This is a genomic window from Stenotrophomonas maltophilia group sp. Smal17, from assembly GCF_030237045.1.
In the GTDB taxonomy this organism is placed as follows: Bacteria; Pseudomonadota; Gammaproteobacteria; order Xanthomonadales; family Xanthomonadaceae; genus Stenotrophomonas; species Stenotrophomonas forensis.
Genome location: NZ_JASJSU010000063.1, coordinates 1 through 23,353, shown reverse-complemented (window position 1 = coordinate 23,353; position 23,353 = coordinate 1). Strand labels below are relative to the sequence as shown.

The following is a 23,353-nucleotide window of genomic DNA, read 5'->3' as shown; positions in this document are numbered from 1 at the left end:
GCAACAACGACGACGGGGAAGGGGGAGATGGTTTCACTTACATCCATCCGGATGAAGCGATATATTATCTTCGCGTGATGGCCGCTGCCGATGCAAGCCCCTGCCGGTCCGGCATGAGCTGATGCCGTGCCGGCATCAGCACGCCGGGCCGGTGGCGCTGTACGCTGCCGGCTCGCCCTGTCCCCCTATTTGCCCGGAGCTGTACCGATGAAACACCTTGGCCTCGTCTTTGCCGTGCTGCTGGCCACCAGCGGCTGCGCCAGCCTGTCCTCGCAGGCGCCCAGTGCGTATGCCACGGCCACCACCGCCGAACTGAAGGGCGATGCGGCACGCCCGTCCGACGGCCACGGCTGGGTGCGCAGCGAGCTGTATTTCGGCGTGGGCGAAGAGCAGGGCGCAGGCAGCCGTCCGCAGGCCGACACCATCAGCGAGGCGCAGTGGCGCGCGTTCCTGGACAAGGAAGTGACCCCGCGCTTCCCGGATGGCCTGACCGTGTTCGATGCCTACGGCCAGTGGCTGTTCCGCGGCGATGCTTCGCCCAACCGCCTGCGCACCAAGGTGCTGGTGGTGCTGCACGAGGACACCCCGCAGCGCCGGGCGGACATCGAGGCGATCCGCCTGGCGTGGAAGCAGCAGACCAGGCATCAGTCGGTGCTGTGGTCGCGGCAGCCGGTCGAGGTATCGTTCTGAGTTGAAGGTGCCGCCGCGGTGCCGCAGGGAGTGATGATGGCTTACAGGGAGTGGGTGCTGGGCGTGGTGCTGGCAGGCGTGCTGGCACCGTCGGCGCAGGCGGGCGGGGACGGCAGCGAAACGCTGCGGTTCCAGGTGGCCGCTCACGTGCAGGCGCACGCCGATCCGCAGCAGGACGGCAACATTGCGGTGCAGCTTTCGCCGTCGGGCAAGCGCCAGACGCTGGCCGGCGCGGCGGATGCGGACGGCAACTCGCGGTGGGGTCTGGAGGATGTCGACTTCGATGGTTACCCGGAGCTGATCGCACGCGCATCGGTGGGCATGGTCAATGAAGCGGTGGCGGTGTACCGCTTTGATCCGGCAAGTGGCGGGTTCCGCGCGCTGCAGGCTGAAACCCACGGCAAGGACAGCTGCGGTGACCTGATGGGGCTGACGGTCGATCGTGCGAGCCGCACCCTCACCAGCAGCTGCCGCAGTGGCCCGATGTGGTACGCCGACCAGTACCGGTTTGCAGTTTCAAAGCTCTATCTGTACCGCGCCGAGAGCGTCTTGATGCTGGGCGACACGCTGAACGCCGCGCTGCGTTGGGAGCAGAGCGACGAGCAGGGCCCGCTGGCGGTCTGGCGGACCTATGACCCCGCTGGAAAGGTGCTGGAGACCGCCATCGCCGATGGCCTGGGCGCACCGCCTGGCGGGCCGCTGCGTGGTCAGCAGGCGACCGTGGTGCCCGCGCGCCTGTTCCTGTTCGACAAGCCCGGCGCGTCCAGCACCCAGCGTTACCTGGTGCAGGGCGACCGTGTGGAAATGCTGGATGAACAGGATGGATGGATGAAGCTGCGCTACCAGAATCCGAAACACGGTGCGGTGCTGGGCTGGATCAACCTCAACGATTGACCGGATATCCGTCTGCAGTTTGCACATCGAGGTGATGCGCGATTTGCCCACGGAAGCATCACTTCCCCGGGTCTAGCCTCGGACGTTCCCCCGTTCGAGGATGTATCCGATGAGCAAGCGCGTGGCCGAAATCGTGGTGGACACCCTGCAGCAGGCAGGCGTCCGCCGCTGTTATGGCATCGTGGGCGATACGCTCAACCATGTGACCGATGCGATGCATGGCAGCGACATTGCCTGGGTGCACGTACGCCATGAGGAAGTGGCCGCGTTCGCTGCCGGTGCCGATTCGCTGGTAAGTGGCGAACTGACCGCCTGCGCCGGTTCCTGTGGCCCCGGTGGCCTGCACTTCATCAACGGCATCTTTGAGAGCAATCGAAATCGTGCGCCGATGGTGCTGATCGCCAGCCAGATCGTCACCAGCGAGCTGGGCATGGAGTTCCCGCAGGAAGTGGATTTCAAGGCGGTCTATGGCAGCTGCACGGTGTTCTGCGAACAGGTGCACAGCCCTGCGCAGGCGCGGCGCGTGGTGGCACTGGCCTGCCAGGCCGCGATCAGCCGCCGCGGTGTGGCGGTGGTGATCCTGCCGGCCGACATCAGCGAGGCCGAAGTGAAGCACGATGTGCCGTTCTCGGTGCACTACACCCAGCCGGTGTTGCGCCCGTCCGACGCTGAACTGCAACGCATCGCCGAGCTGCTGGGGCAGGGCAAGCGCATCGGCATCTATGCCGGTGCAGGCTGCCAGGGCGCACACCCGCAGCTGCTGGAACTGGCGCGGCGGCTGCAGGCGCCGGTCGCGCATACCTCGCGCGCCAAGGACTTCGTCGAGCCCGACAACCCCTACAACATGGGCATGACCGGCATCTTCGGCATCGAATCGGGCTTCCACACGCTGATGGAGTGCGACACGCTGCTGCTGCTCGGTGCCGATTTCGCGTGGGGCCAGTTCTATCCGGACAAGGCTACGATCATCCAGGTTGACCGCGACGGCAGCCATCTGGGCCGCCGCCATCCGGTGAACCTGGGCGTGGTCGGTGACATCGCGCCGACGCTGGACGCCTTGTTGCCGATGCTGCCGCCACGCGAGGACAGCAGTTTCCTGGACGAATGCATCGAGCGCCGCGACAAGGCGCTGAAGAAGCGCGAACAGGAAGAGCAGCCGGGCGAGGGCGAGCTGATCCATCCACAGCACCTGACGGCGTTGTTGTCGAAATACGCGACGGACGACGCGCTGTTCACCGCCGACGGTGGCTCACCGATGGTGTGGGTGCTGCGGCATATCCGGGTCAACGGCCGCCGCCGTACGCTGACCAGCCTGTTGCACGGCACGATGGCCAACGCGATGCCACAGGCGCTGGGCCTGCAGAAGGCGTTCCCGGGGCGGCAGGTGATCTCGTTGTCCGGCGACGGCGGCCTGGCGATGCTGCTCGGCGACCTGCTGACCGCCGTGCAGGAAAACCTGCCGATCAAGGTGGTGGTGTACAACAACGGCTCGCTGAATTTCGTCGAGCTGGAGCAGAAGGTGGAAGGCCTGCTGGACAACTACACCGACCTGAAGAACCCGGACTTCGGCCGCCTGGCCGAGGTGATCGGCTTCCATGGCCGCACCGTCACCCGCAGCGAGGATCTGGAAGAGGCGGTGCAGGACTTCCTGTCGCAGCGCGGCCCGGCGTTGCTGGATGTGCATACCAGCCGCGCAGAGCTGGTGATGCCGCCGCAGATCGAGGCGAAGCAGGTCGCGGGTACCGCGCTGTATGCGGCCAAAGCGGTGTTGAACGGCCGCTTCGACGATGTGAAGCATCTGCTGGTGGACAACTTCCTGAAGAAGTAACGGGGTGGGTTTGATGCAGGGCTGCGCCCTGCACCCGCCGAATCAACATCAACGGCAACCGCAACGTCAAAAGCGGGCAATCCGTGGGATGGCGGGGTGGGTCCGATTGCGGGGGACGCTGCAAGTCCCCCTCCGGGGCCCGGCCCAGCCGCTGGCGGCTGTGCGTTCGGGCGCTTGCGAAGCGGTGCTTCGCAAGCAAAGCGCCCTCACCCTTGTAAGCTCGGTCGCCGCATCCATGCGGCTCACGCCCCCGCAACCGGACCCACCCCGCCTTCGACAGATTTCCGCGATCTGCAGTAGATCCACGCCATGCCTGGATGCTCTTCGATCAATTCTCGAGATGTTCGATTTCGATGGAGAGTCATCCACGCATCGCGTGGATCTACGTGTCGACCAAGGTCGACACCTACCCACGGCCGCAGGAATCTGTCAGAGGTGGGGCGGTGTCGGAGTGCGGGGTGTCCGCGGCATGGATGCCGCGGCCAAGCCCCCAGGGATGGGTTCACGGCGTCCCCGCACTCCGGCACCGCCCCGCCATCCCACGTAATGCCTGCTTCTGCTGTTGCTTCGGCCGTTGCTTGAAGGCTTCTGCAGGTGCAGGGCGCAGCCCTGCCGAACAAACCCTATTCCTCGACCGGGAAATCCTCGATCGGCTTCAGCACATCGTAGTGCTCGCGATGCAGCTTGCCCTTCAGCTTCGGCAGTTCCGGCAACGGCGCATCCACCCGCGTGTCCGGCAACCGGTCCAGCAGGTTGCGCACCAGGGTCAGCCGGCCCAGCCGCTGGTCGTTGAAATCCACCAGCGTCCACGGCGCGCCTTCGCGATGGGTGGCGCGCAGCATCGCCTCGCGCGCTTCGGTGTAGGCGCTGTACTTGCTGCGTGACTTCAGGTCGACCGGCGACAGCTTCCAGCCCTTCAGTGGATCGATGTGGCGCTCGGCAAAGCGCTTTTCCTGCTGCTCCTGGTCCACACACAGCCAGTACTTGAACAACAGGATGCCGTCGTCCACCAGCAGCTGTTCAAACACCGGCGCCTGGCGCAGGAACTGCTGGTACTCGGTCTCGCTGCAGTACCCCATCACCCGCTCGACGCCGGCGCGGTTGTACCAGCTGCGGTCCATCAGCACGATCTCGCCGGCGGCGGGAAGGTGCGATGCATAACGTTGGAAATACCACTGCGTGGCCTCACGGTCGGTGGGCTTGGGCAAGGCCACCACCCGGCACTGGCGAGGGTTGAGATGCTGGCTGATGGCCTGGATCGCGCCACCCTTGCCCGCCGTATCCCTGCCTTCGAACAGCACCAGCAGGCGTTGGCCACTGTGCTGCACCCAGCGCGCCATCGCGGTCAGTTCCAGCTGCAGCGGCAGCAGCAGTTCGTCGTACTCCTTGCGCTTGAGCTTTGCCATCGTCACACCACGCGGGAAGGAAGCCCGAGCGTAGCGCAGGTGGTGCTCAGGTTCTGTCGACGCCGCGCCAGCCGTGCTCACCGGCGAACTGCTGCAGCAGCGCTGACAGGTCGCGGGCGAAGCCGGCCATGTCGAACAGGCCGCTGTGTTCGCGTGCCTGCGCCAGCTCGGCGCGCAGCGCGGCCAGCGCCGCCGGGTCGTTGCCCAACGCACTGGCGGTGGCGATGAACGCTGCATCATCGGCGACGTTCATCCGGGCCAGGCCGAGGTGATGGTTGAGGCTGCCGGCCACCCGCGCGGCGAAGGTGTCGCCGGGGCAGGTCAGCACCGGGCAGCCGGCCCAGAGCGCATCGGAGGCGGTGGTGTGGGCGTTGTACGGATGCGTGTCGAGGAACAGATCGGCCAGCTGATAGCGGGCCAGGTACTGCGGATGCGGCAACTTGGCCATGAACACCAGGCGTGCCGGGTCCAGGCCCGCGTTCTGCGCAGCCGCCCGCAGCCGTGCATCGGCCTGGCCCGGGCCGGACAGCAGCCACAGCACGCTGCCAGGCACCGCCTGCAGTACGGCGAAGGCGCGGCCCATGCTGCGCGGGTTGAGCTTGTAGCTGTTGTTGAAGCAGCAGAACACCACGCCGCGTTCGGGCAGGCCGCACTCGGCACGCGTCGGTGCGGACTCCAGCACACGGGTGTTGTCCGAAGGCTGGAAGGCGCGCGGCAGGCGCAGCACGCGTTCGCTGTAGTGTGGTTCCAGTGATGGGGGAAGGGTGAAGTCATCACCGATCACTGCATCCATCCACGGCGCTCCGGACGTGCCCGGGTAGGCCAGCCAGTTCAGCTGCAGCGGGGCGGGGCGCATGGCCAGAACTTCCGGCGTGCCGCCGCCACCCCAGCCGCGCAGGTCGAACAACAGGTCGATGCCTTGCCCGCGGATGCAGGTGACAATGTCGGCATGACGCAGGCCGGCGACATCGTGCAGATGCGTCGCCGCCTGCAGTCGCCGGCGGATGCGGCTGCCATCGTCGCGGCTCAGCGCGAACAGATGCAGTTGCAGCGCAGGGTCATCGCGCAGCTGCTCGAACAGGGCCACGGTCAGCAGCCCGGTGGGATGGGCGCCGAATCCGTTGGAGAGGAAACCAACCCGCAGCGGGCCCTGGGTACGCACCGTTACCGGTGGCAGCGGTCGCACCGAAGCGGCTACGGCGGATGCACGCGCGCGCGCACAGGCCAGCTGCTCGGCGGCGGAAGCGTCTTCGCTGAGGAAGGCGAACGGTTCGACCACGCCTTGTCCGGAGGCAAGTGCACTGCGCACCTGCGCGGCCATTGCGTCCACGTCCTGCCAGTCACACAGACGACGCTGCCAGGCCAGGCGTTGTGCGGCGATGTACGGCTCGGACGGCATCAGTGCGTGCGCGCGTCGATACGCCGCCGCCGCGCCTTCGGCATCATCGGCATCTTCCAGCGCGTGGCCCAGCCACAGCGCGATGCCCGGGTGCTGCGGTGCCAGGGCGGCAGCCTGGCCAAGCAGCGTCGCGGCGTCGGCATGCGCGCCGGCCATCCATGCCACGCGACCCAGGCGCGCCAGCGCTTCGGGATGGTTCGGGCGCAGCTGCAGCGCGCGTCGTGCGGCCTGCTCGCCGGCGGCGATGTCGCCGGCTTCCAGTTCCAGGTCGGCCAGCATCACCCAGGCGACGAAATCGCTGGGCTGGCGCGCGATCGCCTGTTGCAGGTGCTGCCGCTGCTGCCAGGCGGACACGCGACTCAGCCCGCCGACAGCTGGGCCAGGGCGTCGACCTGGTGTTCGTGGCTGAGCCGCTGCAGCAGCGGGTCGAGGTCGCCGGCCAGGATGTTGGGCAGGTCATACAGGGTCAGGCCTTCCACGCGGTGGTCGGTGATCCGCCCCTGCGGGAAGTTGTAGGTACGGATGCGCTGGCTGCGGTCACCACTGCCGACCTGCAGGCGCCGCGACTCGGCCTGCGCCGCGTCCTGGCGCTGGCGTTCGGCGTCGAGCAGCTGCGCCTTCAGGCGCTTCATCGCCTTGTCGCGGTTGGCGTGCTGGCTGCGTTCGGTCTGGCATTCCACCACCACGCCGGTCGGCACGTGGGTGATGCGGATGGCCGATTCGGTCTTGTTGACGTGCTGGCCACCGGCACCGGAGGAGCGGAAGGTGTCCACCTTCAGGTCGGCCGGGTTGATGACGATGTCATCGACTTCGTCGGCCTCGGGAATGATCGCCACGGTGGCGGCCGAGGTGTGGATGCGGCCCTGCGATTCGGTGGCCGGTACGCGCTGCACGCGGTGCGTGCCCGATTCGAATTTCAGGCGCGAGAACGCACCACGGCCGACCACGCGCGCCACCACTTCCTTGTAGCCGCCGTGTTCACCCGGGTTGTCCGACTCGATCTCGACCTTCCAGCCCTGGCGCTCGGCGTAGCGGGCGTACATGCGGAACAGGTCGCCGGCAAAGATCGCTGCTTCGTCGCCGCCGGTGCCAGCGCGCACTTCCAGGAACAGGTTGCCCTCGTCACGCGGGTCGCGCGGCACCAGCAGCAGCGCCAGTTCCTGCTCCAGCTGCTGCAGGCGCGTCTGCGCGTCGGCGATTTCCTCGTCGGCCAGCTCGCGCAGGTCGGGGTCGGCGCGCATGCCTTCGGCGGCGGTCAGGTCGGCCTTGGCGCGGGCCTCATCGGCGAGTGCGGCAGCGACCGGTTCAAGTTGGGCGAATTCGCGCGAAAGGTCGCGGAAACGGGTGTTGTCGGCGACCACATCGGGTTCGGCGAGCAGGCGTTCCAGTTCTTCGCGGCGCTCGGCCAGCGCTTCCAGCTTACGGCGCAGGGTCGGCGTCATCGGGTCTCACGGGTGGGTGGCGGTAACCCGGCGTGGCCGGGAACAGGCGCTCGGCGGCGCGGGTCAGGTCAGCATCGCCGCTCAGCGCGGCGGCGCGCAGGGCAGCGGTCGGTGGATGCAGCAATCGGTTGGTCAGGCCGTGGGCCAGCAGTTCCAGTACTTCGTCGGCCGGCTTGCCGTTGGCCAGCTGCTGGCGGGCACGCTCCAGCAGCTCGGTGCGGGTGGCCTCGCCGAATGCGCGCAGCTGCCGCAGCGGTGCCTGGTGGGCGCTGGCCTGCTGGGTCTCGATGAAGCGCGATACCTGCAGGTCGATGATGGCTTCGGCCTCGGCGGCCGCCTCGCGGCGGCCACGGCGGTTGTCTTCCACCGCGCGTTCGAGGTCGTCGACGGTGTAGAGGAAGGCGTCATTGAGCGTGCCGACCTCGGCCTCGATGTCGCGCGGCACGGCCAGGTCGAACAGCAGCATCGGCTTGTGCCGGCGCGCGCGCAGGGCCTTGGCCACCATCTCGCGATGGATCACCGGTTCGCGTGCGGCGGTGGCCGAGAACACCACATCGGCCTCGCCCAGATGGCGGTCCAGTTCGGTCAGCGGCAGGGCCACCCCGCCATGGCGGGTGGCCAGTTCCTGCGCGTGGGCGAGGGTGCGGTTGGCGATCAGCAGCCGCCGTACCTTGCCCTCGCTCAGGTGCCGCGCGGCCAGTTCGATGGTCTCGCCGGCACCGACCAGCAGCACGGTGGAATCGTCCAGGCGCGCGAACGCGTTCTGCGCCAGGCGCACCGCAGCCGACGCCACCGACACCGGGTTGGCGCCGACCTGGGTATCGGTGCGGGCGCGCTTGGCCACCGAGAAGGTCTGCTGGAACAGGCGGTCCAGGCGCTGGCCGAGCAGGCCGTGGTCACGCGCGGTCGACCAGGCATCCTTCACCTGGCCCAGGATCTGTGGTTCGCCCAGCACCATCGAATCCAGCCCGGTGGCAACCCGGAACAGGTGGCGCACCGCATCGGCGTCGGCATGCTGGTACAGGTAACCCTGCAGGTCGCCGGCCTGGGCGTGCAGCCACTGGTCCAGCGCCTGCGCCGAATCGGCCACGGCGTACAGCTCGGTGCGGTTGCAGGTGGACAGCAGCACTGCCTCGGCGATCTGCGGGGTATCGCGCAGCGAACCGAGCGCGCGCGGCAACGCCTCACCGGCGAAGGCCGCGCGCTCGCGCAGCTCTACCGGTGCGGTCTGGTGATTCAGTCCGAGCACCCACAGGGTCATTGTTCAGTTGCTTGCGATAAGCTGCTGGCCATTGGACGACATTTTAAGGCCCCGATGCCGACGATGCCCGCATTGATTCGCATCCCCAGTGTTCTGCTGCTGTCCCTGGCCTGCGGCCAGGCCCTGGCAGCGGTGCCGCCCAAGGCCCCCGTACGGGCCGCGGCCACTGAGGAACTGGCGCTGGAACCGGTGATGGCCGGTGAGTTCGCGCTGCAGGCCGGCAAGCTGGCCGAGGCCGCACGCGGGTACCTGCAGGCGGCGCAGCAGACCGACGGCGATGCCGGCCTTGCCGAGCGTGCCACCCGCATTTCCATGCTCGCCAACGACGATGCCAGCGCCGCCAAGGGCCTGGCCCTGTGGCAGCAGCGCGCGCCCAGCTCGCTGACCATGCGCAGTGCCGCCGGTGCGCTGGCCATGCGCCAGGGCGATGTGAAGGCCGCCCGCGCCGAGTTGCAGGCCCTGCTGGCCGACCCTGATGAACGTGGCTGGAAGTTCGCCCTGGCCGCGCTGATCGGCGGTGGCCGCGATCCGGCGGTGCCGGCGCAGGTGCTGGGGGAGCTGGTCGATGCCAACGCCATTCCGCCGAAGATCGAGGCCTGGCAGGAATTTGGCCGCCTGGCCCTGCGCATGGACAAGCCCGAGCTGGCGCGGCGCATGATCGACGAAGTGGTCAAGCGGTTCCCCGAGGAGCCGCGCGTGGCGCTGCTGCGCGCCAGCCAGCTGCAGCAGGCCGGCGAGACCGACAAGGCGTTGTCGCTGCTGCACGACGTCGAGCCGAAGACCCGCCAGGACCCGGAACTGCGCAACGCGGTGGCCATCGCCTACGACAGCCTCGGCCAGCCGTCCGCGGCCGAGCGCGTGCTGGCGTTCGGCCCGCAGGACGTGCAGACCTGGGGCATGCGCGCCTCGCTGCTGGCCAAGCAGGGTGACAAGGCCGCGCTGTCCAACCTGTACAACGAACTGTCGCGGCAGGCGGCGAAGCCGGACCCGGCGCAGCGCCTGCTGCTGGGCAAGATCGCCGAGTACCTGAAGCGCTATCCCGAGGCGGTGCAGTGGTACCACAGCGTGCCCGGTGGCGATGAGCTGAGCGAAGCGCGCCTGCGTGCGGCCAATGCGCAGGCGTTGGCCGGGCGCCTGCCGCTGGCGCTGGATGAAGTGCACGCGATCCAGTCCGATGCGGTGGTCGACGACGATGTGCGCCGCGATGCCTACCTGCTGGAGGCCGAGCTGCGCCAGCGCGCCGACGACAGTGCCGGTGAACTGGACGCGCTGGCCCGCGGCCTGGCCGCCTACCCGGATGACAACGGGCTGCTGTACGCCCGTGCGCTCACCTGGGAGCGTCGTGACGACATTCCGCGAGCCGAGGCTGACCTGCGCAAGATCCTGGTGACCGACCCGGAGAACGTGCCGGCACTGAACGCGCTGGGCTACACCCTGGCCGACCGTACCGGCCGTCTGCAGGAGGCGCTGGAGCTGATCGACCGTGCCCGCGTGGCCGAGCCGGACAACGCGGCCATCGTCGACAGCTACGGCTGGGTGTTGTACCGCCTGGGCCGCAAGGAAGAGGCCCTGGTGCAGCTGCGCCGTGCCTGGACCCTGGCCAAGGACCCGGAGATCGCCGCCCATGTCGGTGAGGTGCTGTGGGTGCTGGGCAAGCATGACGAGGCCCGCCACTTCTTCGAGGAAGCGGCCAAGCTCGACCCTGAAAACCGCGCGCTGCTGCGCGCCCGCGAGAAATTCAATCCATGAGTGTTCCCTTTATCCGGCCGCTGCTGTTGGCGGCCGTGACCCTGGCGGTCAGCGCGTGCACGACGGTGGGCACGCAGAAGACGCCGGCCCCGGCCGTGGTCGAGACGGTGTCGGCCGAAGCGGCGCAGGCCGAGGCCGCGCGCGTGGCGGCTCTGCAGGCGCAGCCGGACTGGGCTTTCCAGGGCCGGGTCGCGGTCAGCAAGGGCAAGGACGGTGGCAGCGGTCGCATCGACTGGAAGCAGGACGGGCGCCGCTACGTGGTCGAGCTGAGCGCACCGGTGACCCGGCAGAGCTGGAAGCTGACCGGCGATACCCATTCCGAGGCCGGTCGCCTGGAAGGACTGGCCGGGGGGGCGCGTGATGGCGAGGACGCCCAGCAGCTGCTGCTGGAAGCGACCGGCTGGGACATCCCGGTCAACCAGTTGCCGGACTGGATCCGTGGCCTGGTGGCCGGCGATGCCGCCGGCCCGGAAAAGGTCGAGCGTGACGGTGAAGGCCGACCGCGCCGCATGCAGCAGATGGGCTGGCAGGTGCAGTATCTGGACTGGTACCCGGCCGAGGGCGGACGCCCGGCGCTGCCGCGCCGGATCGAGGCCGGCAATGGCGACGCCAAGGTGCGCCTGCTGGTGGACCAGTGGGGACAGGGCGCACCATGAATGGTGCAGCCGACGACGCGGGCTGGTCCTGGTGGCCAGCCCCGGCCAAGCTGAACCTGTTCCTGCACATCACCGGCCGCCGGGCTGATGGCTACCACGAGCTGCAGACCGTGTTCCGCCTGCTGGACTGGGGGGACCGCATTGGCCTGCGCCTGCGTGAAGACGGCCAGGTGCGTCGGCAGGGCGGCGGCCTGGCGGGCGTGGCCGAGGCCGATGACCTGGCGGTGCGTGCCGCCAGGTTGCTGAAAGATGCGGCGAATGTCGCGCAAGGCGCGGACATCATCGTCGAAAAGCATGTTTCCGCCGGTGGCGGTTTCGGCGGTGGCTCGTCGGATGCGGCCACCGTACTGGTCGTGTTGAACCGGCTCTGGCAGGCCGGCCTGGACGAAGACGCGCTGGCCGCGCTGGGCCTGCGCCTGGGGGCTGACGTGCCGGTATTCGTGCGTGGCCGCAATGCCTGGGCCGAAGGGGTGGGGGAGCGGCTGCAGCCGATCACGCTGGCGCCGGCCTGGTATGTGGTGGTCGAGCCGGGCGTTCATGTTCCCACGCCGGCCCTGTTCGCAGACCCGGATTTGACGCGCGACAGCCCAGTGGCGAAAATAGAGGACTTCGCTTCCGGGACCCTGGTCGGGAACGCGTTCGAACCGGTGCTGCGCCGCCGTGAGCCTGCCGTCGAGGCCGCGCTCGCAGCGTTGAGCGGCATCGGCTCCGCGCGGCTGACCGGTTCGGGAAGTGGTTGTTTCGTCGAGTTCGCATCGCAGGCTGCCGCAGAGCAGGGACGGTCGAAGTTGCCGAAGGAGTTGCGGGCAAGGGTGGCAGCGGGCGTTGCGCGTTCGCCACTGCTGGATGCACTCGAGCAACACTGATTTATCAATGCAGGGGCGTCGCCAAGAGGCCCAAGGCACCAGGTTTTGATCCTGGCATTCGTAGGTTCGAATCCTACCGCCCCTGCCAATAGCGGCTGTGTCCGCGCCTTCCAGCGCATCGCCTGCGCGGGACGTGGAAACAACCGCGGTGTTGTCAGCAGCAAGGGTCCATGAGGGTCCTTGCCGACTCCGGATCCCCGCCACTCGTCCCCGCCCGAGACAATCATGATGCAAGAGTCCCCGAACCTGCTGGTCTTTTCCGGCAACGCCAACAAACGTCTGGCGCAGAACATCTGCAAGGAACTGGGGGTTCGCCCGGGCAAGGCGCTGGTTTCGCACTTCTCCGATGGTGAAGTGCAGGTGGAGATCGAAGAGAACGTCCGCAAGCAGGACGTGTTCGTGATCCAGCCGACCTGCGCGCCGAGCGCGGAAAACCTGATGGAACTGCTGGTGCTGATCGACGCGCTCAAGCGCGCATCGGTGGCCAGCGTGACCGCCGTGGTGCCGTACTTCGGCTACTCGCGCCAGGATCGCCGCATGCGTTCCTCGCGCGTGCCGATCACCGCCAAGCTGGCGGCCAAGATGTTCAGCACCGCTGGCGCTGATCGCGTGCTGACCGTCGACCTGCACGCCGACCAGATCCAGGGTTTCTTCGATATTCCGGTCGACAACGTGTACGCCTCTCCGCTGCTGCTGGCCGACATCTGGCGCGCCTACGGCACCGAGAACCTGATCGTCGTCTCGCCGGACGTGGGCGGCGTGGTCCGCGCCCGTGCGGTGGCCAAGCGCCTGGATGACGCCGACCTGGCGATCATCGACAAGCGCCGCCCGCGCGCCAACGTCTCCACCGTGATGAACATCATCGGTGACGTCGAAGGCAAGACCTGCGTGATGGTCGATGACATCGTCGATACCGCCGGCACCCTGTGCGCCGCTGCCGCTGCCCTCAAGGCGCGCGGTGCGCTCAAGGTCGCCGCCTACTGCACCCACGCGGTGCTGTCCGGCCCGGCGGTGGACAACATCACCAATTCCCAGCTCGACGAGCTGGTGGTGACCGACACCATCCCGCTGAAGGACGCCGCGCGGGTGTGCAGCAAGATCCGCCAGCTGAGCGTGGCGGAAATGCTGGCCGAAACGATGCGCCGCATCGCCTTCGGCGAGTCGGTCAGCTCGCTGTACGTCGATTGAGTTTTTCGCCCCTGCCGGCAACGGTGGGGGCATGTCCCGGATGCTTCTGGTCGCGGAAGCATCTTCAACCGCCACGCCGCAAGGCAAGGCAACAACCTGAGTAGTCGAAAATGTCGAAGACCCATGAAATCAAGGTCACCAAGCGTGAACTGCAGCGTAAGGGTGCGAGCCGCCGCCTGCGTCACGCCGGTGTGATCCCGGCCATCGTGTACGGCGGCAACGCCGAGCCGGTCGCCATCAGCCTGGACCACAACGAAATCTGGCTGGCCCAGCAGAACGAGTGGTTCTATGCCTCGATCCTGGACCTGAACCTGGACGGCCAGGTGCAGAAGGTCCTGCTGCGTGACATGCAGCGCCACCCGTACAAGCAGCTGATCATGCACCTGGACTTCCAGCGCGTGAACGAGAACGAAGCCCTGACCGCTTCGGTCCCGCTGCACTTCATCAACGAAGACACCTCGCCGGCCGGCAAGGCTGCCGACGTCGTGGTCACCCACGAACTGAAGGAAGTGACCATCAGCTGCCTGCCGAAGGACCTGCCGGAGTCGATCGAAGTCGACCTGGCCGACCTGGCCGCTGGCGACGTGGTGTACCTGTCCAACATCAAGCTGCCGAAGGGCGTGGAAATCCCGGCCCTGGCGCTGGGCAAGGACCACGACGACGCGATCGTCACCGCCAAGCACGGCAAGGAAGACGCTGCCGACGCTGAAGCTCCGGCTGCCGAGTAATGCAGTGACGGTGCCTGCCTTCGGGCAGGCACCGTTCTGGAAGGAACCATGGCAGGACTGCGACTGATCGTCGGTCTGGGCAACCCTGGATCGGAACACGCCCGGACCCGGCACAATGCCGGGTTTCATTTCGTTGAGGCCCTGGCTGAAAAGGCCGGTGCGCGATGGAATGTGGACAGCAAGCTGTTCGGTGAGACCGCCAAGGTCGAGATCGCCGGGCAGACGGTGTGGCTGCTCAAGCCCGCCACCTTCATGAACCTCAGTGGCAAGTCGGTCACCGCCGCCCAGCGGTTCTGGAAGATCGAGCCGGAGGAAACCCTGCTGGCCCATGACGAACTGGACCTGGCGCCCGGCGTGGCGCGGCTGAAGTTCGACGGTGGCCATGGTGGCCAGAACGGCCTGCGCGACACCATCCGCCTGCTCGGCCACGGCAAGTTCCATCGCCTGCGCGTGGGCATCGGCCATCCCGGGCACAAGGACCGCGTGGTGGGTTGGGTGCTGGGACGCCCGTCCAAGGACGATGACCTGCTGATCGCACGCGCCATCGACGATGCCATCGACGTGATGCCGCTGGCGGTACAGGGTGATTTCAGCGAAGCGATGAAGCGGCTGCACACCCCGAAATAACCCGCTTTGGGTAGGTGCCAACCTTGGTTGGCACGCGTTTCACCCCCGTAGTCGCCAACCTTGGTTGGCGGATGTTCCAGACCGAGATGGATTGGCCAAGCAGCGCGCGCGCTGTTTCACCAATCACTTTCACCCCAGAGAGCTGTCACCCATGGGTATCAAATGCGGCATCGTCGGCCTGCCCAACGTCGGCAAGTCGACCCTGTTCAACGCGCTGACCAAGGCGGGCATCGCCGCGGCGAACTTCCCGTTCTGCACCATCGAACCGAACGTCGGCATCGTGCCGGTGCCGGACCCGCGCCTGAACGAACTGGCGGCGATCATCAACCCGCAGAAGGTCATTCCGACCGCGGTCGAGTTCGTCGACATCGCCGGCCTGGTGGCCGGTGCCGCCAGCGGTGAAGGCCTGGGCAACAAGTTCCTCGCCCATATCCGCGAAGTCGATGCGATCACCCACGTGGTGCGCTGCTTCGAGAACGCCGACGTCATCCACGTCAACAACAAGGTCGACCCGATTTCGGACATCGAAACCATCGATACCGAACTGGCCCTGGCCGACCTGGACAGCGTCGAGAAGGCGCTGAACCGCGCCGAGCGCGCCGCCAAGGGTGGCGACAAGGAAGCGGCGGCACGCAAGCCGGTGCTGGCCAAGCTGCAGGCCGCGCTGTCCGACGGCAAGTCCGGCCGTTCGGTCGGCCTGGACGAGGAAGAGAAGGCGCTGGTCCGTGACCTGTTCCTGCTGACCCTGAAGCCGGTGATGTACATCGCCAACGTGCTGGAAGATGGTTTCGAGAACAATCCGCACCTGGACGCCGTGCGCGCCCACGCTGCCGCCGAAGGCGCGCAGGTGGTGCCGGTGTCGGCCGCGATCGAAGAGGAGTTGTCCCAGCTCGACGACGAAGACCGCGACACCTTCCTGGCCGACCTCGGCCTGAGCGAGCCGGGCCTGAACCGCGTGATCAACGCGGCCTACAGCCTGCTCGGCCTGCAGACCTACTTCACCGCCGGCGTGAAGGAAGTCCGCGCGTGGACCGTGCGCAAGGGCGCCACCGCCCCGCAGGCCGCCGCGGTCATCCATACCGACTTCGAGAAGGGCTTCATCCGCGCTGAAACCATCGCGTATGACGACTTCATCAAGTACAAGGGCGAAGCTGGCGCCAAGGAAGCCGGTCGCCTGCGCCTGGAAGGCAAGGAATACCGCGTGCAGGAAGGCGACGTGCTGCACTTCCGCTTCAACGTCTGATCCGGCGGTAACCGATCGACCCCGAACGCCCCGCCTCGTGCGGGGCGTTTGCGTTTTCGGTATCGGTTTCGGGCGTGGACAAAAATTGACCATGCTCCGGAACGGCTGCGGTGCAAGGCTCGCACGCACTTGTCCACACCAAACCCCCACCGCTTTCCACGCCCAATGTGGAAAACCGTGGGGTCGGATCCCTTTCCGCAGGAAAGAGCTCCGACCCCGATCAGTGCGGTCGAATCGTGGACAAAAATTCACCGCGCCTCAAAACACCTGCGGCGCAATGCTCGCACCCACTTGTCCACATCAAGTTCCCATCGCTCTCCACGTCCCGTGTGGAAAACAATCACGGTGATGGATAAAAAATCACCACGCGTGGAAACGCCTGCACTGCAAGCCTCGCGGCCACTTGTCCACACCAAGTTCCCATCGCTTTCCACGCGTGGTGTGGAAAACCCACATGCCATGGCAGCCATCAATTTCGGATTCATTGCATGTAGCACTGGATGGTGTTGCTTCAGACTATCGGCTGACCCTTCCACTCATACGGGCGCGCGATGTCATGCCTGCGCGCTATCCGGAGAATCTCCATGGCACCCCGAGCGTACTGGTGGGTAGTTGCGATCCTTCTCGTCGGCCTCCTCCTGGCTTATGGATATCGATCCATGGTCGCGCGATCCGAGAAGGTCGGAGGAAGCGCGGCAGCACTGGAGTGCAGTGAGGTCATCATGCTGAGTGCAATGCGCAAATGGCTGCGGCCCGAAGCGGACTTCAGCGAGAGCCAGGGTATCTACCTGGACGCCGTCGATGCTGCAGATGAGGAAGCGCTGATCGCCTACGCAGCATTGGCTCGCATCTGCCCTGGGTCATCTGGGCGAGGCGCCAACGAGGAAAGGGCCTTTGCCGAACGGCTCGCCCGGATCGCATCCAGTTTCATGCTGGAGGGCATGCTTGAGCCCGGCAGCTATGTGCTGGCCGAGGCCGCAGGTGGCTCCGGCGGCGGCGAAGCGATCACCGTGACATCGGAGCATCTTTTGCTGCTGCGAAGCATGAACACCCGGGTGCTGGGGCGGGCGGTGATGCTCATGGACAGCAAGCGCCCGTACGGGGATATGTCGCACTTCTACATCGACCTGGCCCGCGCGCTGGGGGAGCCGGTTCCGCTGGATGCAAGCGGCAGAGTATCGTTCCCGCCGGAGGTCATCGCCCGGTATGACGAGTTGCATGGGCAGATGCTGGGCGTGGTGCGCGTTTTCTGGCGCTTTGCAGCGCCGGCGCAGTCGGGGCCTGAGGCGACTCTGTAAAAAAAGACGGAGGCTTGCGCCTCCGTCCTTCCTGCATCCAGTACAGCCCGGGCTTACAGCGCGCTGCCGCCGAACTTGTGGGTGTACTGCAGATTGATCGTGCGGCCGACGCTGTCGAACCAGGACACGTCGTAGTACGGGTACGCGGTGTACGTGGCGTCCTTCGGCGGCATCTTGTTGAACACGTTGACCACCGACAGCGACAGGCGCGAATGGTCGTCGAAGCGGTACTGCAGCGACGCGTTGTAGCGGTAGGTCGCCTTCACGTACGGGCTGTCACCGCTGTCCCACTTGAACACCTGGTCGTAGTTGTCCGAGGTCGGCAGCTTGCCCAGGCGCGAGCCGTAGACCGTGGCCGACCAGGCGTCCTTCTCCCAGGTAACGCTCAGGCTGGTCTTGGTGCGCGGGATGTCGAAGCCGCTGTTGACCGCGAACTGGTCCAGGGTCGGGTCGCCCGGATAGCGTTGGAAATCGTGCTTCTTCACCCAGGTGTGGGTGCCGTTGAGGATGAAGTCGCCGACCCCGGTCTGCAGGCGGTAGCGCAGGCCCACGTCGATGCCGGAGGTGGACTCGCGGGCGACGTTGATCGGCGCCACGCGCACGCCATACAGGCGGCCGTCGCTGGTACGGGTGATGCGGTCGAGCGCATCCACGCAGGTCGGCGAATTGACGTCGGCGCTGCCCAGGCGGCAGTTCGCTTCATTGGCCAGGATCGTGCGCACGTCCATGTCCTGCACCTGCTTGCGCATGTCGATGTCGAACCAGTCCACCGACAGGTCCAGGCCGATTGCCGGCGACCAGACGAAGCCGGCGCTCCACGAGGTGCTGGTTTCCGGGTCGAGCTGGCGGTTGCCGGTGCGGCTGCGGATCAGGTTGCGCTCGTAATCCGAACAGTCGCTGGCGCCCTCAAGGCGGCAGCTGTACAGGTCTTCGGCGCTGGTCTCGTCGTTGCCCGGGCCGGCGAACACGTAGTGCAGGTCCGGTGCACGGAACGCGGTGCCATACGAACCACGCACCAGCAGGGTATCGATCGGGCGCCATTCCAGGCCGCCGCTCCAGGTCGCCTTGCCGATGGTGTGGCCCGAATAGCGGTACTGGTCGTAGCGACCGGCCACGCTCAGGTTGACCGTGTCGTGCAGCGGCATGCGCAGCTCGGCGGCAGTGGCCCAGCGGTTGCGCGAGCCCTGGCCGTCCGAGTCCTTCCAGCTGTAGTAGTAGTACTGGGTGGCCAGCGGATCGGGATTCAGCGCGTAGGCCTGCTGGCCCACTTCCACGGTCGCGGCAAAGCCGGCATCGCCGCCCGGCAGGCCGAACAGTGCAGAGTTGGTCACGGTGAACGCGGCCGTCTCGGTGCGCGACTTCGGCGAGTACGTGGTGCGTGCGGCAATCGAATCGTACTCGGCGCGGGTCAGCGGCCGGTACAGGCGCGACGGGTCGGCGTTGTAGATCGGGAAGCCGTCATCGTCCACCCCCAGCTGCGGACCGAGGAACAGGTCATTGGCCTTGGCGGCGATGATCTGCGCCCAGCTGATCCGCGACTGGTACTGGGAGTGGCTCAGCGCCGCCTCGTAGTCCCAGTTGCCGGCCAGGTTGCCCTTGAAGCCGGTGGTCACGCTGAAGGTCTTCTGCGTGCTGCGCACCATCGCGTTGCGCAGGCCGCCCATTTCCTCGGGCGAGAACTGGCGCTGCCAGAATTCGATTTCGCCGGTGGCCTGGTTGTTGAAGTAGCCCGACTCGTCACCGTTGGCATCCATCCGGCCCCACTTGGTGACGTCGCGCATCAGCGACATCGTGTGGTAACCCAGCTGCACGTCGGCGAACCACTGCTGGCCGTTGTCGAAGTCGTAGCTCAGCGACGCATAGCCATTGGCGCCGCGGCGCTTGCTGAGGATGGTGCCGTAGCCGATCGACGCGTCGCTGCCACAGTAGTAGCCGTACTTCGGGCGGAAGGCGCGGTAGGTGCTGCCCTGGTTCTGCCCGGCCAATGCCTCGCAGGTAGCGGCGCCCGGGTCCAGGTAGTCGTCGTTGTAGTCGGTGCGCAGGTAGGCGCGGCGCGCGATGCGCGAGCCCTCGGTGGGGCCGTCCTGGGTTGAATCCTGGATGTCGCGCTCATAGGCCCACAACGGGGTCTGCGATTGCAGCTCAACGCTGTACACGGCGTTGAAGTTGCCGCGGCTGAAGCCGCTGGCCAGGCTCATGTCGAACGACTCGCCACCGCCCTCGCTGGTGGTGCCCATGCGCATGTCGATCGTGGTGCCGTCGGCCTTCTTCTTCAGGATGAAGTTGACCACGCCGGCGATCGCGTCGGAGCCGTAGATGGCCGAAGCGCTGCCGGTCAGCACTTCGATGCGCTCGATCATGCCAAGCGGAATGTTGGAGACGTCGGTGAAGTTGCTGCGGCCCTTGAACGGCATCGGGAAGTCGGCGATGCGACGGCCATTGACCAGCACCAGCGTGTGGTTCGGGCCAAGGCCGCGCAGGTCCACCTGCTGGGCGCCCGGCGAGAAGTCGGCGCCGCTGGACGATTGCTGGCTCTGGGTCTCACCGCCGTTCTGGGTCATCGACCGCAGCACATCCGGCACGGTGGTGAAGCCGCTGGAACGGATCTGCTCGGCGCTGATCACCGTGATCGGGGCGGGACCTTCCACCTGGGCGCGCGGAATGCGCGAACCGGTGACCTGCACCGCATCCAGTTGTTGAACCGAAGAGGAAGCCGGTGCCTGGGCCGCCGCGGAAGCAGCCACGCCCATCAACGCCAGCTGGATCGACCACGCCATCGCCTTTCTACGCATGAGGAATTCTCGAAAATGAAGCCGGCCCGCAGAGGAGGGGCCCTGTCCCCCATTCAGATTTCCGGAATGGGCGCGCGCATTTAACGCCTTTTTTATGTCCTTGACTACTGGCTTCCTATCTGGCAAAGAGTGAAAACGCTTGCAAGTCGATTTTGTTCAGGGAGATCAAGATGCGACGCCTCCTCAGCGCCCTGCGAGGGCCCCTCGTCTGGCTGGCCTGCCTGGTTCTGGCCTGGCCGTTCGCCACCCCGGCGCAGGATCTGCAGAGCCCCGGCTTCGCCTACTACGAAGTGGGGAACCTGGAGGCGCCGAGGCCCGGACCGCGCGCGCCGGCGATGATGCTGATGGGCGGCGGCGAATGGGTGCCGGAGGCATTCCAGTGGTGGCTCAGGCAGGCCGGCAACGGCCGCGTGTTGATTCTGCGTGCCTCCGGCCGCGACGAACTGCAGGACCGCCTGTACCGGGAGATCGGCGGTACCACCGCGGTGCAGACCCTGGTCTTCGACAGCCGCCGCGGCGCCGACGATCCGGCCGTGCTGCGGGTGGTTGCAGCGGCCGATGCCATCTTCATCGCCGGCGGTGACCAGTCGCGCTACATCCGTTTCTGGAAGGGCACCGCGCTCAACCGCGCGCTCAACGCCCACGTACGCGCGGGCAAGCCGATCGCCGGTACCAGCGCAGGCCTGGCCATCCTTGGCGGCTATGCCTATGGCGCGTTGGACGGAGGCAGCATCAGTTCCGCCGGTGCGTTGGCCGACCCGATGGGCAGCGCGGTCACCATGGACAGTGGCTTCCTGCAGATGCCCTACCTGCAGCGGGTGGTCACCGACACCCACTTCGACAAGCGCGATCGCCTTGGCCGCCTCATCGTGTTCGTGGCCCGTGCCGCGCAGGACAGTGGCGACCCCGACATCGTCGGTATCGGCGTCGACGAGGACACGGCGCTGTGCGTGGAGCCGGATGGCCAGGCCCAGGTCTACAGCGCCGACGGCGAGGGCAAGGTGTGGGTGGTCAGCCCCGGGCGCGATGCCGACCGCCTGGTCGAGGGCGAGCCGCTGCGCTTCCATGCCGTGCCGGTGACGGTGGTCGGCAGTGGCAGCCGCATGCGGCTGGATGACTTCGAGGCCGAGGCCGACTACCAGGCCGTCGCCGACGTCAGCGACGGCGAGATCGACGTCGTGCGCCAATGATGCTCCTTTCCGCTCGTGCTGGCCGCGGGCCGGCACGACCCCTGTAATCGCTTCTTTTGTCCTGCTGGAGACGTACCCGATGAAACTGCGTTTGGCGCTGTCCGCGCTGCTGTCCCTGCCCCTGCTTGCCCAGGCTGCACCGGCCACTTCGCCGCTGCTGGTCATCCATGGCGGCGCCGGTGTCGAGCGCAAGGACCTGTCGCCGGCCGAAGAGAAGGCCGCACGTGAAGCGCTGCGCGCCGCGCTGCTGAAGGGGCACGCCGAGCTGGCGGCCGGACGCCCGGCATTGGCCGCGGTCACCGCGGCGATCACCGTGCTGGAGGATGACCCGACCTTCAATGCCGGCAAGGGCGCGGTGTTCACCCATGACGGCCACAACGAGCTGGACGCAGCGGTAATGGATGGCGCAAGCCAGGCGGCAGGGGCTGTGGCCGGTGTGCAGCGGGTGCGCAACCCGATCCAGCTGGCGCAGACCGTGATGCAGAAGTCCAGGCACGTGATGATGGTCGGGCAGGGTGCCGAAGCCTTCGCAGTCGAGCAGGGCATCCCGCTGGTGGACCCGTCGTACTTCCGCACCGACAAGCGCTGGCAGCAGCTGCAGCGGGCGTTGAAGGAAGAGGCCAGCGGCCAGGCACATGCCGACCTGGAGACCGCGAAGCACTTTGGAACCGTGGGCGCGGTCGCGCTCGACGCGCAGGGGCACCTGGCCGCCGGCACCTCCACGGGCGGCATGACCAACAAGCGCTACGGACGCGTGGGCGACTCGCCGATCATCGGCGCCGGCACCTGGGCCGATGCCCGTTGCGCGGTGTCGGGCACCGGCTGGGGCGAGTACTACATCCGCACCGCCGCCGCGCATGAGATCTGCGCACGCATGCGCTACCAGGGGCAGACACCGGAGCAGGCCGGCAAGGGCGTGATCAACGAGGCGATTCCGCAGATGGGCGGCGACGGTGGTGCGATCGTGCTGGCCGCAGACGGAAAAATGGCCACGCCGTTCAACACCCAGGGCATGTATCGGGGCTGGATCGGCGCCGATGGTGTACCCCATGTCGCAATTTTCGCCAGCGAGACCCTGCCGGTCCCGGGGCAATAACCTTGCGTATCAATGGGTTTGCGACAACGTGTGAAAAAGATGGAAAAAAGCGTTGACAGGCCCCCATCCCATCAGCAGAATAAGCGGCTCACCACCACACATCGCAACGCTTCGGCGGCAACGGAATGGGGTGGTAAGGAGGGATACCCAAGCGGCCAACGGGGGCAGACTGTAAATCTGCTGGCTTACGCCTTCGGTGGTTCGAATCCACCTCCCTCCACCAGTTTCACGTTGTGACATTCCCGGCGCGGGAGTAGTTCAATGGTAGAACCTCAGCCTTCCAAGCTGATGGTGCGGGTTCGATTCCCGTCTCCCGCTCCATTGAATGAACTTTGAATATTATCGAGTTCATGTCATAATGCAAAACTCGGCTCACGTAGCTCAGTCGGTAGAGCACTTCCTTGGTAAGGAAGAGGTCGAAGGTTCGATTCCTTTCGTGAGCACCATCTTAAGCATCACCTCTTAAGCATCACCTCTCAGACGAATTCGAGATAAGCAGCCATGGCCAAGGGTAAGTTCGAGCGCACCAAGCCGCACGTCAACGTCGGCACCATCGGTCACGTCGACCACGGCAAGACCACGCTGACCGCCGCACTGACCAAGATCGGTGCCGAGCGCTTCGGTGGCGAGTTCAAGGACTACTCCTCGATCGACGCCGCGCCGGAAGAAAAGGCGCGTGGCATCACGATCTCGACCGCGCACGTCGAATACGAATCCCCGGTCCGTCACTACGCCCACGTCGATTGCCCGGGCCACGCTGACTACGTCAAGAACATGATCACCGGTGCCGCCCAGATGGACGGCGCGATCCTGGTGTGCTCGGCCGCTGACGGCCCGATGCCGCAGACCCGCGAGCACATCCTGCTGTCGCGTCAGGTCGGCGTGCCGTACATCGTCGTGTTCCTGAACAAGGCCGACATGGTTGACGACGCCGAGCTGCTCGAGCTGGTCGAGATGGAAGTGCGCGAGCTGCTGAGCAAGTACGACTTCCCGGGCGACG

General features: G+C 66.6%; 19 protein-coding genes and 4 tRNA genes. 18 read left to right on the top strand and 5 right to left on the bottom strand.

From position 1 onward, the window contains the following. The first annotated feature begins 207 nt into the window (after nucleotides 1–207). From QRO93_RS15320 to QRO93_RS15310, 3 genes are all read left to right on the top strand, one after another. Nucleotides 208–690, top strand: coding sequence for a DUF3574 domain-containing protein (locus QRO93_RS15320; protein WP_008265564.1), 483 nt, complete (start codon nucleotides 208–210; stop codon nucleotides 688–690). Between the two features lie 36 nt (nucleotides 691–726). Then, on the top strand, nucleotides 727–1,584 hold the full coding sequence (locus QRO93_RS15315; RefSeq protein ID WP_180879189.1) for an XAC2610-related protein: 858 nt from the start codon (nucleotides 727–729) through the stop codon (nucleotides 1,582–1,584). Between the two features lie 109 nt (nucleotides 1,585–1,693). After that, nucleotides 1,694–3,412, top strand: a complete 1,719-nt coding sequence (locus tag QRO93_RS15310; RefSeq protein ID WP_180879187.1) for a thiamine pyrophosphate-dependent enzyme — start codon at nucleotides 1,694–1,696, stop codon at nucleotides 3,410–3,412. A gap of 623 nt (nucleotides 3,413–4,035) precedes the next feature. Here QRO93_RS15310 and ppk2 read toward each other — a convergent pair. Genes ppk2 through hemA form a run of 4 tightly spaced genes read right to left on the bottom strand, consistent with a single transcriptional unit; the run spans nucleotide 4,036 to nucleotide 8,920 of the window. Further along, nucleotides 4,036–4,818, bottom strand: coding sequence for a polyphosphate kinase 2 (gene ppk2, locus QRO93_RS15305; protein ID WP_049455893.1), 783 nt, complete (start codon nucleotides 4,816–4,818; stop codon nucleotides 4,036–4,038). A 46-nt stretch (nucleotides 4,819–4,864) separates the two neighbouring features. Further along, nucleotides 4,865–6,571, bottom strand: a complete 1,707-nt coding sequence (locus tag QRO93_RS15300) for a tetratricopeptide repeat protein (RefSeq protein WP_180878911.1) — start codon at nucleotides 6,569–6,571, stop codon at nucleotides 4,865–4,867. A gap of 5 nt (nucleotides 6,572–6,576) precedes the next feature. Next, a complete protein-coding gene (gene prfA, locus QRO93_RS15295) occupies nucleotides 6,577–7,659 on the bottom strand; it encodes a peptide chain release factor 1 (protein WP_180878913.1) in 1,083 nt (360 codons plus the stop codon). Continuing rightward, nucleotides 7,637–8,920 carry a glutamyl-tRNA reductase gene (hemA, locus tag QRO93_RS15290; RefSeq protein WP_053448874.1) on the bottom strand — a complete coding sequence of 428 codons (1,284 nt, stop codon included), beginning with the start codon at nucleotides 8,918–8,920 and terminating at the stop codon, nucleotides 7,637–7,639. Before hemA ends, prfA begins: the two co-directional genes overlap by 23 nt. A gap of 63 nt (nucleotides 8,921–8,983) precedes the next feature. Here hemA and QRO93_RS15285 point away from each other — a divergent pair, with 63 nt between their 5' ends. The 9 genes from QRO93_RS15285 (at nucleotide 8,984) to QRO93_RS15245 (ending at nucleotide 17,275) form a co-directional block, all read left to right on the top strand. Beyond that, the gene (locus tag QRO93_RS15285; RefSeq protein WP_180878917.1) at nucleotides 8,984–10,669 is read left to right on the top strand and encodes a tetratricopeptide repeat protein; all 1,686 of its coding nucleotides are present in this window, start codon (nucleotides 8,984–8,986) and stop codon (nucleotides 10,667–10,669) included. Then, nucleotides 10,666–11,325, top strand: coding sequence for a lipoprotein insertase outer membrane protein LolB (gene lolB / locus QRO93_RS15280; RefSeq protein WP_180878919.1), 660 nt, complete (start codon nucleotides 10,666–10,668; stop codon nucleotides 11,323–11,325). The genes QRO93_RS15285 and lolB overlap by 4 nt, the downstream gene beginning before the upstream one ends. After that, nucleotides 11,322–12,191 (top strand): 4-(cytidine 5'-diphospho)-2-C-methyl-D-erythritol kinase, encoded by an 870-nt coding sequence (gene ispE / locus QRO93_RS15275; protein ID WP_053448877.1) that lies wholly within the window; start codon nucleotides 11,322–11,324, stop codon nucleotides 12,189–12,191. The genes lolB and ispE overlap by 4 nt, the downstream gene beginning before the upstream one ends. 11 nt (nucleotides 12,192–12,202) lie before the next feature. Beyond that, a tRNA-Gln gene (locus QRO93_RS15270) sits at nucleotides 12,203–12,279 on the top strand. A gap of 140 nt (nucleotides 12,280–12,419) precedes the next feature. Further along, nucleotides 12,420–13,379: a ribose-phosphate diphosphokinase gene (locus QRO93_RS15265; protein ID WP_005415400.1), complete on the top strand. Its 960-nt coding sequence runs from the start codon at nucleotides 12,420–12,422 to the stop codon at nucleotides 13,377–13,379. 110 nt (nucleotides 13,380–13,489) lie between these two features. Next, nucleotides 13,490–14,107 carry a 50S ribosomal protein L25/general stress protein Ctc gene (locus QRO93_RS15260; protein WP_008268775.1) on the top strand — a complete coding sequence of 206 codons (618 nt, stop codon included), beginning with the start codon at nucleotides 13,490–13,492 and terminating at the stop codon, nucleotides 14,105–14,107. Between the two features lie 48 nt (nucleotides 14,108–14,155). After that, complete coding sequence (gene pth / locus QRO93_RS15255) at nucleotides 14,156–14,734, top strand: aminoacyl-tRNA hydrolase (RefSeq protein ID WP_133933894.1); 579 nt, start codon at nucleotides 14,156–14,158, stop codon at nucleotides 14,732–14,734. 151 nt (nucleotides 14,735–14,885) lie between these two features. Further along, nucleotides 14,886–15,977, top strand: a complete 1,092-nt coding sequence (gene ychF / locus QRO93_RS15250; RefSeq protein WP_008264918.1) for a redox-regulated ATPase YchF — start codon at nucleotides 14,886–14,888, stop codon at nucleotides 15,975–15,977. Between the two features lie 659 nt (nucleotides 15,978–16,636). Next, the gene (locus QRO93_RS15245) at nucleotides 16,637–17,275 is read left to right on the top strand and encodes a hypothetical protein (protein WP_053448878.1); all 639 of its coding nucleotides are present in this window, start codon (nucleotides 16,637–16,639) and stop codon (nucleotides 17,273–17,275) included. A gap of 53 nt (nucleotides 17,276–17,328) precedes the next feature. Here the strand turns inward: QRO93_RS15245 and QRO93_RS15240 are convergent, their stop codons facing one another. Further along, a complete protein-coding gene (locus tag QRO93_RS15240) occupies nucleotides 17,329–20,067 on the bottom strand; it encodes a TonB-dependent siderophore receptor (RefSeq protein WP_180878921.1) in 2,739 nt (912 codons plus the stop codon). A 170-nt stretch (nucleotides 20,068–20,237) separates the two neighbouring features. Here QRO93_RS15240 and QRO93_RS15235 point away from each other — a divergent pair, with 170 nt between their 5' ends. The 6 genes from QRO93_RS15235 to QRO93_RS15210 form a co-directional block, all read left to right on the top strand. Then, on the top strand, nucleotides 20,238–21,257 hold the full coding sequence (locus QRO93_RS15235; RefSeq protein ID WP_180878923.1) for a cyanophycinase: 1,020 nt from the start codon (nucleotides 20,238–20,240) through the stop codon (nucleotides 21,255–21,257). A gap of 79 nt (nucleotides 21,258–21,336) precedes the next feature. Beyond that, complete coding sequence (locus QRO93_RS15230) at nucleotides 21,337–22,353, top strand: isoaspartyl peptidase/L-asparaginase family protein (protein ID WP_053448880.1); 1,017 nt, start codon at nucleotides 21,337–21,339, stop codon at nucleotides 22,351–22,353. Between the two features lie 137 nt (nucleotides 22,354–22,490). After that, a tRNA-Tyr gene (locus QRO93_RS15225) sits at nucleotides 22,491–22,576 on the top strand. A gap of 24 nt (nucleotides 22,577–22,600) precedes the next feature. Then, nucleotides 22,601–22,674: transfer RNA gene (locus QRO93_RS15220), tRNA-Gly, on the top strand. Between the two features lie 49 nt (nucleotides 22,675–22,723). Next, a tRNA-Thr gene (locus tag QRO93_RS15215) sits at nucleotides 22,724–22,799 on the top strand. Between the two features lie 55 nt (nucleotides 22,800–22,854). Continuing rightward, nucleotides 22,855–23,353: GTP-binding protein (locus tag QRO93_RS15210; RefSeq protein WP_197598347.1), on the top strand; the 499-nt coding region annotated here is incomplete at its 3' end.

What these genes read in the sequence shown, in the direction of transcription:
- lolB (WP_180878919.1), top strand. Translation starts at nt 10,666, where the DNA reads ATGAGTGTTCCCTTTATCCGGCCGCTGCTGTTGGCGGCCGTGACCCTG.
- QRO93_RS15320 (WP_008265564.1), top strand. Translation starts at nt 208, where the DNA reads ATGAAACACCTTGGCCTCGTCTTTGCCGTGCTGCTGGCCACCAGCGGC.
- QRO93_RS15315 (WP_180879189.1), top strand. Translation starts at nt 727, where the DNA reads ATGGCTTACAGGGAGTGGGTGCTGGGCGTGGTGCTGGCAGGCGTGCTG.
- QRO93_RS15230 (WP_053448880.1), top strand. Translation starts at nt 21,337, where the DNA reads ATGAAACTGCGTTTGGCGCTGTCCGCGCTGCTGTCCCTGCCCCTGCTT.
- QRO93_RS15285 (WP_180878917.1), top strand. Translation starts at nt 8,984, where the DNA reads ATGCCCGCATTGATTCGCATCCCCAGTGTTCTGCTGCTGTCCCTGGCC.
- ispE (WP_053448877.1), top strand. Translation starts at nt 11,322, where the DNA reads ATGAATGGTGCAGCCGACGACGCGGGCTGGTCCTGGTGGCCAGCCCCG.
- QRO93_RS15240 (WP_180878921.1), bottom strand. Translation starts at nt 20,067, where the DNA reads ATGCGTAGAAAGGCGATGGCGTGGTCGATCCAGCTGGCGTTGATGGGC.
- QRO93_RS15260 (WP_008268775.1), top strand. Translation starts at nt 13,490, where the DNA reads ATGTCGAAGACCCATGAAATCAAGGTCACCAAGCGTGAACTGCAGCGT.
- pth (WP_133933894.1), top strand. Translation starts at nt 14,156, where the DNA reads ATGGCAGGACTGCGACTGATCGTCGGTCTGGGCAACCCTGGATCGGAA.
- QRO93_RS15310 (WP_180879187.1), top strand. Translation starts at nt 1,694, where the DNA reads ATGAGCAAGCGCGTGGCCGAAATCGTGGTGGACACCCTGCAGCAGGCA.
- ychF (WP_008264918.1), top strand. Translation starts at nt 14,886, where the DNA reads ATGGGTATCAAATGCGGCATCGTCGGCCTGCCCAACGTCGGCAAGTCG.
- hemA (WP_053448874.1), bottom strand. Translation starts at nt 8,920, where the DNA reads ATGACCCTGTGGGTGCTCGGACTGAATCACCAGACCGCACCGGTAGAG.
- QRO93_RS15245 (WP_053448878.1), top strand. Translation starts at nt 16,637, where the DNA reads ATGGTCGCGCGATCCGAGAAGGTCGGAGGAAGCGCGGCAGCACTGGAG.
- QRO93_RS15265 (WP_005415400.1), top strand. Translation starts at nt 12,420, where the DNA reads ATGCAAGAGTCCCCGAACCTGCTGGTCTTTTCCGGCAACGCCAACAAA.
- ppk2 (WP_049455893.1), bottom strand. Translation starts at nt 4,818, where the DNA reads ATGGCAAAGCTCAAGCGCAAGGAGTACGACGAACTGCTGCTGCCGCTG.
- QRO93_RS15235 (WP_180878923.1), top strand. Translation starts at nt 20,238, where the DNA reads ATGCGACGCCTCCTCAGCGCCCTGCGAGGGCCCCTCGTCTGGCTGGCC.
- prfA (WP_180878913.1), bottom strand. Translation starts at nt 7,659, where the DNA reads ATGACGCCGACCCTGCGCCGTAAGCTGGAAGCGCTGGCCGAGCGCCGC.